Origin of the sequence: Pseudomonas bubulae (assembly GCF_037023725.1) — a bacterium.
Classification (GTDB): domain Bacteria; phylum Pseudomonadota; class Gammaproteobacteria; order Pseudomonadales; family Pseudomonadaceae; genus Aquipseudomonas; species Aquipseudomonas bubulae.
The window spans coordinates 1,477,962-1,491,137 of sequence record NZ_CP146077.1 but is presented as its reverse complement, the minus strand read 5'-3'; the positions used below and the strand labels follow the sequence as shown (position 1 = coordinate 1,491,137).

Annotated in this window: 12 protein-coding genes; 6 read left to right on the top strand and 6 right to left on the bottom strand. The window is 57.9% G+C overall.

The genetic code is table 11. The features are described from left to right. Positions 1 to 37 precede the first annotated feature (37 nt). Positions 38 to 1,579, bottom strand: a complete 1,542-nt coding sequence (gene katB, locus V6L81_RS06920; protein WP_095018387.1) for a catalase KatB — start codon at positions 1,577 to 1,579, stop codon at positions 38 to 40. Between the two features lie 266 nt (positions 1,580 to 1,845). Between katB and mscL the strand changes: the two genes are divergently transcribed. Next, complete coding sequence (gene mscL, locus V6L81_RS06915; RefSeq protein ID WP_338660577.1) at positions 1,846 to 2,259, top strand: large-conductance mechanosensitive channel protein MscL; 414 nt, start codon at positions 1,846 to 1,848, stop codon at positions 2,257 to 2,259. 70 nt (positions 2,260 to 2,329) lie between these two features. Here the strand turns inward: mscL and V6L81_RS06910 are convergent, their stop codons facing one another. Further along, on the bottom strand, positions 2,330 to 3,106 hold the full coding sequence (locus V6L81_RS06910; RefSeq protein ID WP_094999367.1) for a ferredoxin--NADP reductase: 777 nt from the start codon (positions 3,104 to 3,106) through the stop codon (positions 2,330 to 2,332). A 367-nt stretch (positions 3,107 to 3,473) separates the two neighbouring features. Here V6L81_RS06910 and V6L81_RS06905 point away from each other — a divergent pair, with 367 nt between their 5' ends. Both V6L81_RS06905 and V6L81_RS06900 read left to right on the top strand, forming a co-directional pair. After that, entirely contained in the window at positions 3,474 to 4,187 is a 714-nt protein-coding gene (locus V6L81_RS06905) for a LuxR family transcriptional regulator (RefSeq protein WP_338660576.1), read from the top strand. 152 nt (positions 4,188 to 4,339) lie between these two features. Beyond that, complete coding sequence (locus V6L81_RS06900) at positions 4,340 to 5,464, top strand: class I SAM-dependent methyltransferase (protein WP_153400096.1); 1,125 nt, start codon at positions 4,340 to 4,342, stop codon at positions 5,462 to 5,464. A 180-nt stretch (positions 5,465 to 5,644) separates the two neighbouring features. On the opposite strand, the gene V6L81_RS06895 is transcribed toward V6L81_RS06900, so the two are convergent. From V6L81_RS06895 to V6L81_RS06885, 3 genes are read right to left on the bottom strand one after another with little or no spacing between them, the layout of a single operon-like run. After that, positions 5,645 to 5,812 (bottom strand): DUF2474 domain-containing protein, encoded by a 168-nt coding sequence (locus tag V6L81_RS06895; RefSeq protein ID WP_016779358.1) that lies wholly within the window; start codon positions 5,810 to 5,812, stop codon positions 5,645 to 5,647. A 57-nt stretch (positions 5,813 to 5,869) separates the two neighbouring features. Then, on the bottom strand, positions 5,870 to 6,877 hold the full coding sequence (cydB, locus tag V6L81_RS06890; RefSeq protein ID WP_095018389.1) for a cytochrome d ubiquinol oxidase subunit II: 1,008 nt from the start codon (positions 6,875 to 6,877) through the stop codon (positions 5,870 to 5,872). A 3-nt stretch (positions 6,878 to 6,880) separates the two neighbouring features. Then, the gene (locus V6L81_RS06885) at positions 6,881 to 8,320 is read right to left on the bottom strand and encodes a cytochrome ubiquinol oxidase subunit I (protein ID WP_094999371.1); all 1,440 of its coding nucleotides are present in this window, start codon (positions 8,318 to 8,320) and stop codon (positions 6,881 to 6,883) included. A 392-nt stretch (positions 8,321 to 8,712) separates the two neighbouring features. Here V6L81_RS06885 and V6L81_RS06880 point away from each other — a divergent pair, with 392 nt between their 5' ends. Beyond that, complete coding sequence (locus V6L81_RS06880; RefSeq protein WP_095018390.1) at positions 8,713 to 9,942, top strand: MFS transporter; 1,230 nt, start codon at positions 8,713 to 8,715, stop codon at positions 9,940 to 9,942. A 102-nt stretch (positions 9,943 to 10,044) separates the two neighbouring features. Here the strand turns inward: V6L81_RS06880 and V6L81_RS06875 are convergent, their stop codons facing one another. Beyond that, a complete protein-coding gene (locus V6L81_RS06875) occupies positions 10,045 to 10,482 on the bottom strand; it encodes a DUF4879 domain-containing protein (RefSeq protein ID WP_094999373.1) in 438 nt (145 codons plus the stop codon). A gap of 210 nt (positions 10,483 to 10,692) precedes the next feature. Here V6L81_RS06875 and V6L81_RS06870 point away from each other — a divergent pair, with 210 nt between their 5' ends. Both V6L81_RS06870 and trmA read left to right on the top strand, forming a co-directional pair. Next, on the top strand, positions 10,693 to 11,988 hold the full coding sequence (locus tag V6L81_RS06870; protein ID WP_094999374.1) for an NCS2 family permease: 1,296 nt from the start codon (positions 10,693 to 10,695) through the stop codon (positions 11,986 to 11,988). After that, the gene (trmA, locus tag V6L81_RS06865; RefSeq protein ID WP_338660575.1) at positions 11,985 to 13,073 is read left to right on the top strand and encodes a tRNA (uridine(54)-C5)-methyltransferase TrmA; all 1,089 of its coding nucleotides are present in this window, start codon (positions 11,985 to 11,987) and stop codon (positions 13,071 to 13,073) included. Before V6L81_RS06870 ends, trmA begins: the two co-directional genes overlap by 4 nt. Positions 13,074 to 13,176: the final 103 nt, after the last annotated feature.

The following is a 13,176-nucleotide window of genomic DNA, read 5'->3' as shown; positions in this document are numbered from 1 at the left end:
CCTCCCAAAGGGAGAGGGTCGGGGTGAGGGCTGCGGGTTAATCCGCCAGCTTGGCAGCCAGCGCCTTGACCCGACTCAGATCGCCCTTGGCAACTTTGGCTACGCCAGTGCCGTACTCAGGGTCGGCCTTGTAAAGGAACGACAGGATGATGTGCTTGCTTTCATCGTCTGTAGTTGCCAGCGAACCACCGAAGCTTTCAATCAAATCTTGACGCTCTTTCTGGCTGAATGAACGGTAAAGATCACCGGCCTGCTTGAAGTTCTGCTCACGCTGAATCTTCGCCTGCTGGGTAGTACCCGCCAATGGCATTTCGCTGTAGCGCGCAGCTTGCGGCTCTTCACGCGGCATCAAGCGGCTTGGCTGGTAGTTCACCCCCGACGTGGTGTGGCCCAGGTTCATCGCGCCGTCCTGGTTGCCATTGTTTACCGCGACCCGGGGGGCGTTGATCGGCAATTGCATGGCATTGGCACCCAGGCGGTACATCTGCGTATCGGCATAAGAAAACACCCGGCCCTGCAACAGACGGTCTTCGGAAGGCTCGATACCTGGCACCAGGTTGGCCGGGGCCATGGCGACCTGCTCGGTTTCCTGGAAGACATTGGCCGGGTTGCGGTTCAGGACCATTTGCCCGACTTTTCGCTCAGCCACGTTAGGCCAGATCTTGGTGGCATCCAGCGGGTCGAAATCAAAGGTTTTCAAGTCTTCAGGCTTGAGGACCTGCACATACAAGTCCCACTTGGGGAAGTCCCCCTTATTGATATGCGTAACCAGATCGTTGGTCATGTGGCTGTAGTCCTGGCCCTGAACCTGCGTCACTTGTTTCGGATCAAGGTTTTTCAACCCCTGCAGGCTCTTCCAGTGAAACTTCACATAGCGCACGTCCCCCTTGGCATTGACCAGTTTGTAGGCGTGTACACCGTTACCATCCATTTCCCGGTAACTGGCGGGGGTACCCGCGTTGGAGTACAGCTCGGTCAGGGTGCGTGTGGCTTCCGGTACGTGAGAGAAGAAGTCGAAACGGCGCGAGTCGTCATCCAGGTTGGTACGCGGGTCAGGCTTGAAGGCGTGAACCATGTCCGGGAACTTGATCGCATCACGGATAAAGAAGGTGGGGAAGTTGTTACCCACCAGGTCCCAGTTGCCGTCCGCGGTGTAGAACTTGGTGGCAAAACCCCGTGGGTCACGCAGGGTTTCTGGGGAGTGGGCGCTGTGTACCACGGCCGAGAAACGCACAAATACCGGGGTGGTTTCGCCTTTGGCAAATACTTTGGCCTTGGTCAGGTCGCTCAAGTCATTGGTGACTGTAAACGTGCCGTGTGCGCCTGTGCCACGAGCGTGAACAACTCGCTCCGGGATACGCTCGCGATCAAAACGCTGCAGCTTTTGCAGCAGCTGCACGTCTTGCAGCAGAACCGGACCATTGGCCCCTGCCGTCTGGGAGTTCTGGTTGTCACCGACAGCGGCACCGTTGTCACGGGTCAGTGTGGCGGCCTGGGCTGTAACCGACAGCAGGCTGGCGCTTAATACACACAGCAGGCGGCGCTGTGAAAGCGCGCCGAAGCCTAGGGGGGTGGTCATGCGTAAGTCCTCTGGTTATTGGTTGCGCAATGGAGCGCTGACCAAAGGCTAGAGGCATGCAACGCAAACTCTAAATAGAAAGGTCTCAAGCCGGCCATTGAGAAAAAGGTCTGGTATTGCGCCATTCAATCGCGTAGTGAAAGCCAATAGAAAACTTCTCACGGCCAAACGGGTCGATTGCTTACCCGCAAACAGCTGTACGGGCAAGATCAGCCATGCTGATTTACACTGCACCCACCAACCTCATCTGTAACAAGGAATAACCTATGGGCGTGATAAGTGAGTTCAAGGCCTTCGCGGTCAAAGGGAACGTGGTCGATATGGCCGTCGGTATCATTATCGGCGCGGCATTCGGCAAAATCGTTTCGTCCTTTGTGGGGGACGTGGTCATGCCACCACTGGGGTTGCTGATTGGCGGAGTCGACTTCAGTGACCTGGCCATTACGCTGAAAGCCGCCGTTGGCGATGCGCCAGCAGTGGTTGTGGCCTACGGCAAATTCATCCAGAGCGTGATCGACTTTATCATCGTCGCGTTCGCTATCTTTATGGGTGTAAAGGCAATCAACCGCCTGAAACGCGAAGAGGCGGTCGCTCCGAGCGTACCACCGCTGCCCTCTAAAGAAGAGGAACTACTGGGCGAAATTCGCGACTTGCTCAAAGTTCAAAATAACCGGTCATAAGTGCTCAATAAAAACAACGGCGCCCTCAGGGGCGCCTTTGTTTTTTCATGTCACACACAATACAAAACAACTACCAATAGTTCTCAACAGCAACTTGACCTGGCCGGCGGCTCAGACTCAACTGCATGTCCCGTGCCTTGAGCAACTTGCGCGTGTCATCGATCATTTGCGGGTTACCGCACAACATGGCCCGTGAGTGCTCACTGCTCAATTCAATACCTGCGGCGTGTTCAAGTTCGCCATTTTCGATCAATGCAGTAATACGCCCGTTCAATGCACCGGGTACCTGCTCCCGGGTAACCACCGGTATGTAGATAAATTTGTGCGCATAGTCGGCCAGGTATTCACGGCTGCATAGCCCGGCGATCAGTTCCTGATAGGCCATTTCGCAGGCATGGCGGGCGCTGTAAACCAGCACGATGCGCTCGAACTTTTCCCACACCTCAAAATCCTGCAGGATCGAGAGGAAAGGCGCGATACCAGTGCCGGTTGCCAACAGCCACAGGTCACGACCGTCGACAAAGCGGTCAAGAGTCAGGAAGCCGTAGGCCTGACGCTCCACCAACAAGGTGTCACCCACTTCCAGGCGACTGAGCTCACTGGTAAATTCCCCGCCTGGCACCACGATCGAAAAGAACTCCAGAAACTCGTCATGGGGGGAAGAGACCATTGAATAGGCGCGCCACACCGTGCTGCCATCGGCCTTGGTCACCCCCAGCCTGGCGAATTGCCCTGCGCGAAAGCGAAAACCCGGATCACGTGTGGTACGCAACGTGAACAGGCTGGGCGTCAGCGGTGTGACGTCGAGAAGCGTCTGTTGGGTGAATTTTTCTGCAGTGGCAGTCATGGGGCACTCCAATGGCGAATGCCCTAGTGTCGCGCAAAGAGGGCCTGAGAAAAACCGATGGTTTGTGATGGCTTTACGGCATCCAGCCGCATCGCAAACACCGCCCGGACTGCAGCCGGAAAGATAGCTTTGCATTGAGCTTTTGGATCCGGTGCCGTTAACCCCACGCAACTGCTATATAGAAACACCCGAAAACGTATAATTAGATACTGTTATTACATGAGCACCCACCTCTACAACTAACAAAGTTTTCACATACCAACCCCTACTTTCGAATAATTAGCATTATTCGAAACAGCACCTAAAATCTTCTTAACGGGCTATCTCACAACACCGCTTACTTACTGCCGGGCCGCAGGAGCGCCTTATGACCGCACATCATTCAATCAGTAAAAACCATTACCTTTCTTGCATAAGCGAGGCTGAACTCTGTTCAAACACACTCAAACGAATAGAAGAATACGGCTTTGACTATTTCTTCTTTCGAATGATTCCTCGCCTTGGAAACATCACAACGAATAGCAAAGTAATTACAAACTATCCAAATGACTATGTCGATAGATATGAAAAAGGTCACCTCTCGCAAAAAAAACCTCTGCTGACCCACTGCCAGTTATCGATCCTGCCCATTATCTGGAGTTCTGATGTCTTTCGTGAGACGCCTGACCAGTGGAGAGCCACGCAAAACTGCGGGCTGACCTATGGCTGGTCGCAATCGGTACACGACCCCAATGGCGCTGTGAGCATGTTGAGCCTCGCCAGAAAAAGCACGCCAGTCACCGAGGACGAGTTTTCAGATAAGGCTGCCAATGTGTTGTGGCTCTGCAACCAACTGCACAGTGCCATGCTCGAGCGCTGCCACCTTCATCACCGGCTGGAGATTCATATCATCCGCCTGTCTTGTCGCGAGCTGGAGATATTGAAATGGACTGCCGAAGGTAAAATCGCTTCCGACATCGGCATGATTCTGGGCCTGAGCACCCGTACCGTGAACTTTCACATCAGCAGCGCCATGAAAAAACTGGGGGCCAACAACAAAACCTCCGCGGTGGTCATGGCGGCCAAGTCAGGCCTGTTGTAGGCCTGCCCTGCGCAGCAGCAATAAACCCATCAGGTAATCTTCGGTAAAAAAAAGTAAAATCACCGCCACCTGTAAAACCCACGGACGCTTCTGCTTGCCAGACGCCCTCAGGGGCAGGCCATGCAACAGTTGATTCCTCAGAGTTTGTATAAATGCCCGTGCTAGAAAGCCCTTTCGCCCAACTTCGCCTGATCCGCCAACCCGAGCAGCAGAACGAGCCCTTGCAGGCCTTTGATGCGGCGGATGAGTATTTGCTTAATCACTTGGCCGAACAGGCGCTGCCCGCAAACAGCCGGGTGCTGGTGCTCAATGACAGCTTTGGAGCCCTGGCGATCAGCCTGGTGGGCACAATGCAGGTCACCAGCAGCAGTGACTCCTTCCTGGCCATGCAAGCGCTGGAAAAAAACCTGGTGCGCAACGGCCATGCTTACGATGCGGTCTCGATCATTCCGGCCAGTGAACCACTGGCAGGGCCATTCGACTGCGTGCTGGTACGCGTGCCGAAGACCCTGGCTTTGCTTGAAGAACAACTGATCCGCCTGCAAGGTCAGCTGGCACCGGGTGCCCAAGTGATCGCGGGCGCGATGGTCAAGCACCTGCCACGGGCTGCTGGCGATTTGCTGGAGCATTATATCGGCCCGATGCATGCCTCGCTGGCGGTCAAGAAGGCCCGGCTGCTGATCGCCACAGCACAGGGCCTGGGACCATTTACCTCGCCCTACCCTACCCGCTATCGACTGGACAAGCCGGCCATCGAGCTGCTCAACCATGCCAACGTGTTCTGCCGCGAAGACCTGGATATCGGTACCCGGGCGTTCCTGCCCCACCTGCCGAAAAACCTGGGCTCGGCCCGGGTTGCCGACCTGGGCTGCGGCAACGGCGTGCTCGCCATTGCCAGCGCACTGACCAACCCGCAGGCGCAGTACACGCTGGTCGACGAGTCGTTTATGGCCGTGCAGTCCGCCCGGGAAAACTGGCAAGCGGCCCTGGGTGATCGCGAAGTGACAGTGCGGGCCGATGACGGGCTGGCGAGCCAGGCACCGGACTCACTGGACGTGGTGCTGTGCAACCCGCCGTTTCACCAGCAACAGGTGGTGGGGGATTTTCTGGCCTGGCGCATGTTCCAGCAGGCGCGTGAAGCGCTGGTGGTGGGCGGAGCGCTGTATATCGTCGGCAATCGCCACCTGGGCTATCACAGCAAGCTGGCCAAGCTGTTCCGTGGCGTCGAGCAAGTGGCCGCCACGCCCAAGTTCGTGATCCTCAAGGCGCGCAAGTAAACCTGATCCTTGCAAGCCCCTTGTGGGAGCGGGCGTGCCCGCGAAAGCGCCGACTCGATTGAACCGACAAGCGCGCAGCGCCTGTATCGCGAGCAGGCTCGCTCCCACAGAAGACAGTACAAAAAAAAACCCGCCGAAGCGGGTCATAAAACCGTAGCCGCAAGGCAACGGGATGGGAAGTCAGTGGCTTTTCATGCCTGCCGCCGTCATGAACATGCGGATCAGCCAGGCAAATACTGCCAGGGTGGCCACACTGCCGGTCCAGATCACCAGCAGCCAGCCTATGCGTTGCCATAAAGGCTTCTTTTCGCATTCTTGCACGTCGTGTAGATAATCCTTGCCAGCCATGTGGGGCCTCCTCTTGGGGAAAAGGCTGTGGCCCTCAGGCCACAGCGGCACTTGCTACTAGTGATAACCGTCTTCGTGGGTCACCTTGCCGCGGAACACGTAGTAGCTCCAGAAGGTGTAGCCCAGAATGAACGGGATGATAAACAGGGTGCCCACCAGCATGAAGCCCTGGCTTTGCGGCGGTGCCGCCGCGTCCCAGATCGAGATCGAAGGCGGAATGATATTCGGCCACAGGCTGATGCCCAGGCCGCTGTAACCCAGGAATATCAGCACCAGGGTCAGCAGGAACGGCGTGTAGTGGGCCTTGCGCGCGATTGCTTTGAGCAGACCGTACATGGTCACCAGCACCAGGATCGGCACCGGCAGGAACCAGAACAGGTTAGGCAGGGTAAACCAGCGGGCCGCGATGTCTGTGTGGGCCAGCGGCGTCCACAGGCTGACAATGCCCATCAGCACCAGTACGGCCAGTGCCAGCGGGCGACCCAGTTTGTGCATGCGCTCTTGCAGTTCGCCTTCGGTCTTCATGATCAGCCAGGTGCAACCCAGCAGGGCGTACGCCACGATCAGGGCAATACCGCAGAACACCGTGAACGGTGACAGCCAGTCCAGCCCGCCACCGGCGTACTGGCGGTTGACTACCGGCAGGCCATCAATAAAGGCCCCCAATGCCACGCCCTGAAAGAACGTCGCCACCAGCGAACCGCCGATAAAGGACTTGTCCCAGATATGGCGTTTTTCCGGGCGTGCCTTGAAGCGGAACTCAAAGGCCACGCCGCGGAAGATCAGGCCCATCAGCATCAGGATCAGTGGCAGGTACAACGCCGACAACACGACCGAGTAGGCCAGCGGGAAGGCACCGAACAGCGCCGCGCCGCCCAGTACCAGCCAGGTTTCGTTACCGTCCCAGACAGGGGCGACCGTGTTCATCATCACATCGCGATCTTTCTCGCCCTTGATAAAGGGAAAGAGGATGCCGATCCCCAGATCGAAACCATCCATGACCACATACATCATGATCCCGAAGATGATGATGATTGCCCAGATAAGTGGCAGATCAATACCCATGACTCAATTCCCCTTCGTCAGGCTGTCGCTGTGGCCTTCATCTGTACCCTCATGGGCTGCAGACAGAGGACGGGCAGGCGTGCGTTGCTGGCCTGGGCCACCGTGGGTTTCGTCATCGCCTTCGTGGGTGATCGGGCCCTTGCGTACCAGACGCATCATGTAGCCCAGACCTACACCGAACAGCGAGAAATACACCACGACAAACATGACCAGCGTGATGCTCATTTGCGTGACGCTATGGTTGGACGAAGCATCAGCCGTGCGCATCAGCCCGTAGACCACCCACGGTTGACGACCAATCTCGGTAGTAAACCAGCCCGCGAGGATCGCGATCAGGCCCGATGGCCCCATCCACAGCACCAGGCGCAAGAACCAGCGGTTCTCATAGAGGGTGCCGCGTTTCCGCAGCCACACGCTCCACAGGCCGATAAAGATCATCAACATGCCCAACGCAACCATGATGCGGAAGGTGAAGAACACGATGGTCGAGTTCGGACGATCCGCTGCCGGATAGTCCTTCATGGCCGGGATCTGCTTGTCCAGACTATGGGTCAGGATCAGGCTGCCCAAGTATGGCACCTCGATCTTGTAGTCCGTGGTCTCGGTTTTCATGTTGGGAATGCCGAACAGAATCAGCGGCGTCGGTTCACCCGGCTTGTTTTCCCAGTGACCTTCGATCGCGGCGATTTTCACCGGCTGATACTCAAGGGTATTCAGGCCGTGGGCGTCACCAATAAAGGCCTGCACCGGCGCAACCACCAGGGCCATCCACATCGCCATCGAGAACATGCGACGAATGGCCGGTGTATTGCGACCGCGCAACAGGTGCCAGGCGGCCGAGGCACCGACGAAAAATGCCGTGGCAACAAAGGCGGCCGTGGCCATGTGCGCCAGACGGTAAGGGAACGACGGGTTGAAAATCACCGCCAGCCAGTCCACCGGAATGACTCGGCCATCGATGATTTCAAAACCTTGCGGGGTCTGCATCCAGCTGTTGGAGGCCAGGATCCAGAAGGTCGAGATCAGTGTGCCGATGGCCACCATGACGGTCGAGAAAAAGTGCATCCCGCGACCGACGCGGTTCCAGCCAAACAGCATGACCCCCAGAAAACCTGCTTCAAGGAAGAATGCGGTGAGTACTTCATAGGTCAGTAGCGGCCCGGTAACAGCACCGGCGAAGTCCGAGAACCTCGACCAGTTGGTACCGAACTGATAGGCCATGACCAGGCCCGACACCACGCCCATCCCAAAGTTGACGGCGAATATCTTCGACCAAAAGTGGTACAGGTCGCGGTAGGTGTCGTCACGGGTTTTCAGCCACATGCCTTCGAGCACCATGAGATAACTGGCGAGACCGATGGTAATGGCGGGAAAAAGAATGTGGAACGACACGGTAAACGCGAACTGAATTCGGGCGAGATCGAGAGCCTCCAAACCGAACATAAGTCTTCCTCTATCAGGTATCAGGTCGTTGAGGACCCGAGCGTCGCGCCCGAATCCAACTTCCCCGCAAGCCATGGCCGCTGCGAATCGCTGCTCGCTTTTTAACCACAACAAAAAGGGATCTGGCCGACTGGCCACTCAGACAAAACCGGAGAGGTTTTGATCTGGATCAAGCATGGAGGAAAGAGTAGTCCATTCCTGACACACGGCTAATGTGGTTTGTTGTCGCGTGACACGATGCCTCAGCCCTTGATATAGACCGTTGCAAGAAGTGCAGGGAATCGCAGAAATCCCTTATCAGGCTCCCGGAGATCATGATGTTTTGAGTCATTATTTGTTACAAAACAGTGATAATCTCGGCCTCCCCCAACCCTTCAGCACGATCCTCCCACATGACCAGCCAGCCCCTTCTGCTACGCCATCACCGACCCTTTGTGGCCTTCTGGTTTGCCCGCATCTTCACCGCCAGTGCATTTCAGATGCTGACAGTGGCCATCGGCTGGAACCTTTATCAGCTCACCGGCAACGTGATGGACCTGGGTTGGGTGGGCTTGATCGAGTTCGCTCCACGCCTGCTGTTCATGCTGCACACCGGGCATGTGGCCGACCGCTATGACCGCCGCAGGGTGGCCGCCGTGTGCCAGTCACTGCAGGCGATGATTGCCCTGACACTGGCCATTAGCAGTGCCAGCGACCATATCACCCGGGAAATGATCTTTATCCTCGCGTTTTTGCTCGGCGCGGCCCGCTCCTTCGAAATGCCTGCCACCCAGGCGCTGCTACCTTCCATCGTGCCAGTTGAACTGTTTCCCCGGGCCGTGGCGGCGGCACAAGCGGCACAGCAATCGGCCACCATCGTCGCACCGGCGTTTGGCGGCCTGTTGTATGCCTTTGGCAGCGTGTGGGTGTATGGCCCGAGCGTGGCGCTGTACCTGATTGCGGCACTGCTGATGAGCAACCTGCCAGCCCGTCAGTTGCCGTTGAACAAGGCCAAGGCCACGCTGGACTCATTGCTGGCGGGCATTCGTTTTATTCGCAGTCGCCCGGACGTGCTGGGCGCTATCTCCCTGGACCTGTTTGCCGTGCTGCTGGGCGGGGCCACGGCGCTGCTGCCGGTGTTTGCCAAGGATATTCTGCTGACCGGCCCCTGGGGTCTGGGCATGTTGCGTTCGGCACCGGCGATCGGCGCCTTGCTGATGTCATTGTGGTTGGCCAGATTCCCGGTGGAGCGCAAGGTGGGGCGCGTGATGTTCACCGCTGTGGGGGTCTTCGGCGTTGCCACCATCGCCTTCGGCCTGTCGACCTCGTTCTGGTTTTCATTGGCGGTACTGGTGGTACTCGGCGCGGCGGACATGATCAGCATGGTGATTCGCGCTTCGTTTGTGCAACTGGAGACTCCGGACGAGATGCGTGGCCGGGTGAGCGCGGTTAACGGTCTGTTTATCGGCGCGTCCAACCAGTTGGGGGAGTTTGAATCCGGGGCCACGGCTCACTGGCTGGGCACAGTGCCTGCTGTCGTGCTGGGCGGCGTCGGTACGCTGATTGTTACCGGGCTGTGGATAAAACTGTTCCCGGGGCTGGCCAATCGGGACCGGATGGTGGAAGAGCGCAATACCCTCTAGATATTCTGTTCCCGATCAAGCCCTTCCGTGGGAGCGAGCCTGCTCGCGAAAAGCGTTCGCGAGCAGGCTCGCTCCCACGGCGGAGGTTTTCTGTAGCCGCTGCTACCTTATATATAGCTTCACACCCAGCCGATTGTGCGGCGGTACCAGCGAACTGTTACTGAACTCGAACCAGCCACCGTTCTTGTTACCCAGATCAAAGGTGTACAAGTGCCCCACGGTGGTGCCTGAACCGTTACAGGCCACCAGCCCCTCGCCCTGATTGCATACCGGCGCCCGTACACCATCCACTTCCTGGCCGTCCAGAGTCACATTGGGCTGGCCGCCGTAACCGCGCTCCAGCACATAGACCTTGATATGGGGGCCGTTATGGTCGCAGCGGGTCTGCTCGCGACCATCGGACACATCCTCCACCGCACAGGAAACAGACGCTACCTTGAGGATCTCGACAGTGCTCAAAGGCATGGCAGGCGCAGCGCTGACAGCGGCACTTATAAAGAGGCCAAAACAGGCTGAAACAGGTTTGATGAAGTGCTTCATGGGTCCCTCCGAAAACTGGCACGCAGTATGCCTGCCACATCAAGGTTATAAAACATGGCCTCGCAAGGTAACCAAAGCAGCCATATCCACGAGCTGCTGGTATGATGCGCGGCTTTTTCCGACAGACAGAAAATCTTCAGGCGGTCCGCGTCTGTGCTTTGCTGTTGAAAACGATTTAATCACGGCGCATTTGGCGCCACGGGGACTGGCATGCTGGAAAGGCTGTTTCAACTCAAAGCACACAACACCAATGTGCGTACCGAGATACTTGCGGGTATCACCACCTTCCTGGCGATGGCCTATATCCTGTTCGTAAACCCGAGCATCCTCGGTGAAACGGGCATGGACAAGGGCGCCGTGTTTGTTGCCACCTGTCTGGCGGCCGCCATCGGTTCAGCCACCATGGGCATTATCGCCAACTACCCGATTGCACTGGCACCGGGCATGGGCCTGAACGCCTTTTTCACCTACACCGTGGTGCTGCACCTTGGCCATACCTGGCAGGTCGCGCTGGGCGCAGTGTTTATCTCGGCAGTGCTGTTCTTCCTGCTGTCGATCTTTCGCATCCGCGAATGGATCATCAACAGCATCCCGCTACCGCTGCGCTCGGCCATTGCCGCCGGTATCGGCCTGTTCCTGGCGCTGATCGCCCTGGGCAACGCCGGTATCGTGGTTGCCAACAAGGCTACCCTGGTAGGTATGGGCGATCTGGCTCAGCCAAAAGTGATCCTCGCCTCCCTGGGCTTTGCCCTGATCGTGGCCCTTGAAGCGATGAAAGTGCGCGGGGCGGTGCTGATTGGCATCCTGGCCGTGACCATTGCCTCGATTGCCATGGGCGTGACCGATTTCGGTGGTGTCGTGTCGATGCCGCCCTCCCTGGCTCCGACCTTCCTGCAGCTGGATATCAAAGGCGCGCTGGATATCGGCCTGATCAGCGTGATCTTTGCCTTCCTGTTTGTTGACCTGTTCGACAACTCCGGCACCCTGATCGGCGTTGCCAAGCGCGCCGGGCTGATGGGCAAGGACGGCCACATGCCGAAAATGGGCCGCGCCCTGATCGCCGACAGCACCGCGGCCATGGCCGGTTCGCTGCTGGGCACTTCGACCACCACCAGCTACATCGAGTCGGCAGCGGGCGTGAGCGCCGGTGGCCGTACCGGCCTGACCGCCATTGTGGTTGGCATCATGTTCCTGCTGGCGCTGTTCTTCTCGCCATTGGCGGCCAGCGTTCCAGCTTTCGCCACCGCGCCTGCGCTGATGTTCGTGGCCGTACTGATGATGAGCGGCCTGGCAGAAATCGAATGGGACGACGTAACTGTCGCCGCCCCGGTGGTAATCACCGCCCTGGCCATGCCGTTCACCTACTCCATCGCCAACGGCATCGCCTTCGGCTTTATTTCCTGGACCGTGATCAAGCTGCTGTCGGGCCGCGCCCGCGAGTTGAATGCACCGCTGATCATTTTGTCGGTTCTGTTTGTGGTCAAGCTGGGTTGGTTTAACGCATGAGTGCCTTGCCGTTTGATTCTGCTACCTACGCCGTTGAGCTTGAAGCCAAGGCCAACCGTCTGCGTGAGCTGCTGGCGCCCTTCGATGCGCCTGAGCCGCAGGTGTTCGACTCGCCGCTCAAGCACTTTCGCCTGCGGGCCGAGTTCCGTCTGTGGCGCGAGGGTGGTGAGCGTCACTACGCCATGTTTGCCCAGGACGACAAGCGCACACCGATCCTGATCGAAGACTTCCCGATCGCCAGCCTGCGCATCAACCAACTGATGCCCCAGCTCAAGGCTGCCTGGCAAGCCAGTTCGGCCCTGAGCCACAAGTTGTTCCAGGTGGAGTTCCAGACCACCCTGGCAGGCGATGCAATGGTCACCTTGTGCTATCACCGCCCGCTGGACGAGCGCTGGCAAACCGCCGCCGAGCAGTTGGCCAAAGACCTGGATATCAGCGTGATCGGTCGCTCCAAGGGCAAACGTGTTGTGATTGGCCGCGATCATGTAGTCGAGAAGCTGGAAGTGGCAGGCCGCACCTTCACGTATCAACAGCCTGAAGGCGCGTTCACCCAGCCAAACGGTACGGTCAACCAGAAGATGCTCAATTGGGCATACGACGCACTGGGCGAGCGTTCGGATGATCTGCTGGAGCTGTATTGCGGCAACGGCAACTTCACCCTGCCGCTGGCTACCCGTGTGCGTAAGGTACTTGCCACCGAAATCAGCAAGACGTCGGTATACGCCGCGCTGAACAACCTGCGCGACAACGCTGTGGATAACGTCACGCTGGTACGCTTGTCGGCCGAAGAGCTGACCGAAGCCCTGAACGAAGTACGTCCGTTCCGTCGCTTGCAGGGCATCGACCTGAAAAGCTACGAGTTCGGCAGCGTCTTCGTCGACCCGCCTCGCGCGGGCATGGACCCGGACACCTGTGAGCTGACCCGCCGTTTCGACAACATCCTGTATATCTCGTGCAACCCGGCGACATTGGCCGAGAATATCGCCCAACTGCACGATACTCACCGTATCGAGCGCTGCGCGGTATTTGACCAGTTTCCGTGGACGCACCATATGGAATCGGGTGTGTTGCTGGTTCGTCGGTAAACACAGGTTCTGATACACCGTGTCGACCGAATCGCGAGCAAGCCCGCTCCCACAGGATCAGCGCAATACCTGTGGGGGCGGGCTTGCCCGCGATGGTAAGGCC

Excerpts from the sequence above, each read along its gene's own strand:
- V6L81_RS06910 (WP_094999367.1), bottom strand. The coding sequence starts at position 3,106 with ATGACTGCCACTGCAGAAAAATTCACCCAACAGACGCTTCTCGACGTC.
- cydB (WP_095018389.1), bottom strand. The coding sequence starts at position 6,877 with ATGGGTATTGATCTGCCACTTATCTGGGCAATCATCATCATCTTCGGG.
- trmA (WP_338660575.1), top strand. The coding sequence starts at position 11,985 with ATGAGTGCCTTGCCGTTTGATTCTGCTACCTACGCCGTTGAGCTTGAA.
- V6L81_RS06885 (WP_094999371.1), bottom strand. The coding sequence starts at position 8,320 with ATGTTCGGTTTGGAGGCTCTCGATCTCGCCCGAATTCAGTTCGCGTTT.
- V6L81_RS06875 (WP_094999373.1), bottom strand. The coding sequence starts at position 10,482 with ATGAAGCACTTCATCAAACCTGTTTCAGCCTGTTTTGGCCTCTTTATA.
- V6L81_RS06880 (WP_095018390.1), top strand. The coding sequence starts at position 8,713 with ATGACCAGCCAGCCCCTTCTGCTACGCCATCACCGACCCTTTGTGGCC.
- V6L81_RS06900 (WP_153400096.1), top strand. The coding sequence starts at position 4,340 with ATGCCCGTGCTAGAAAGCCCTTTCGCCCAACTTCGCCTGATCCGCCAA.
- katB (WP_095018387.1), bottom strand. The coding sequence starts at position 1,579 with ATGACCACCCCCCTAGGCTTCGGCGCGCTTTCACAGCGCCGCCTGCTG.
- mscL (WP_338660577.1), top strand. The coding sequence starts at position 1,846 with ATGGGCGTGATAAGTGAGTTCAAGGCCTTCGCGGTCAAAGGGAACGTG.
- V6L81_RS06905 (WP_338660576.1), top strand. The coding sequence starts at position 3,474 with ATGACCGCACATCATTCAATCAGTAAAAACCATTACCTTTCTTGCATA.
- V6L81_RS06895 (WP_016779358.1), bottom strand. The coding sequence starts at position 5,812 with ATGGCTGGCAAGGATTATCTACACGACGTGCAAGAATGCGAAAAGAAG.
- V6L81_RS06870 (WP_094999374.1), top strand. The coding sequence starts at position 10,693 with ATGCTGGAAAGGCTGTTTCAACTCAAAGCACACAACACCAATGTGCGT.